Origin of the sequence: Streptomyces sp. NPDC059900 (assembly GCF_050270335.1) — a bacterium.
In the GTDB taxonomy this organism is placed as follows: Bacteria; Actinomycetota; Actinomycetes; order Streptomycetales; family Streptomycetaceae; genus Streptomyces.
Genome location: NZ_JBNNJZ010001145.1, coordinates 1 through 1,151, shown reverse-complemented (window position 1 = coordinate 1,151; position 1,151 = coordinate 1). Strand labels below are relative to the sequence as shown.

Genomic DNA, 1,151 nt, shown 5'->3' with positions numbered 1-1,151 from the left:
GGCTTGAGCCGGTCGGAGAGCGAGATGGTGGCGTAGTCGTGGCCCAGCGGAGCGCCCGCGCGGGCGGCGGCCGCGTTGGCCGCCGTCACGCCCGGAAGCACCCGTACGGGCAGGTCCGCGTACTGCTTCTGGGAGGCCACCTCGAGGACGGCCGTCGCCATGGCGAAGACACCCGGGTCGCCGCCGGAGACCACGGCCACGCGCCGCCCGCGCCGGGCCAGGTCCAGGGCGAACTCGGCGCGCTCGGATTCGACCTTGTTGTCGGAGCCGTGGCGCACCTGCCCCGGACGGACCGGTACCCGCTCCAGGTAGGTGGTGTAGCCGACCACGTCGTCGGCGGCGGCCAGGACCCCGCGGGTCTCGGGCGTCAGCCACAGCGGACCTGCGGGGCCGGTGCCGACCACGGCCACCTCGCCGGAGTCCGGGGCGCGCTCGGGCCGGGGCGCGTCGATCCTGCTGGGCAGGACCGCGACCGCGAAGTACGGCACGGAGCCGGCGTCGACCGCGGCAAGATCGTCGATGCGCTCGCCGGCCATCGTGGCGCGCTCGACGTAGTGGGCCTCGGGCAGCCTCCCGGAGGTCTCGAAGGCGCGGCGCACGGCGGGGAACGTACGGCCCAGCTTCATCACCACCGCCGCGTCGGTGGCGGCAAGACGGGCGGTCAGCTCCTCCTCCGGCAGGGTGCCGGGCAGGATGGTGAGCACCTCCTCGCCCTCGGCGAGCGGGGTGCCGAGCCGTGCGGCCGCCGCGCTGACGGAGGTCACACCGGGGATCACCTCGGTGGGATAGCGGTCGGCGAGCCGCTTGTGCATGTGCATGTACGAGCCGTAGAAGAGCGGGTCGCCCTCCGCGAGGACGGCGACCGTGCGTCCGGCGTCCAGGTGCACCGCGAGGCGGGCCGCGGCCTCGGTGTAGAAGTCCTCCATCGCGCCCCGGTAGCCGCCGGGATGGTCGGTGGTCTCCGTCGTGACGGGGTAGACCAGCGCTTCCTCGATGTGGTCGGCGCGCAGGTGCTTGGCCGCGATGGACCGGGCGATGGACCGTCCGTGCCGGGCGCTGTGGTAGGCGATGACATCGGCCTCACCGATGACTTCCACCGCCCGCAGGGTCATCAGGGACGGATCGCCGGGGCCGAGCCCCACGCCGTACAG

At 74.0% G+C, this 1,151-nt stretch carries 1 protein-coding gene; it reads right to left on the bottom strand.

What is annotated here, in order from left to right; all coding sequences use genetic code 11:
- Nucleotides 1–1,151: precorrin-2 C(20)-methyltransferase (locus tag ACQKIP_RS47950; protein ID WP_427745927.1), on the bottom strand; the 1,151-nt coding region annotated here is incomplete at both ends.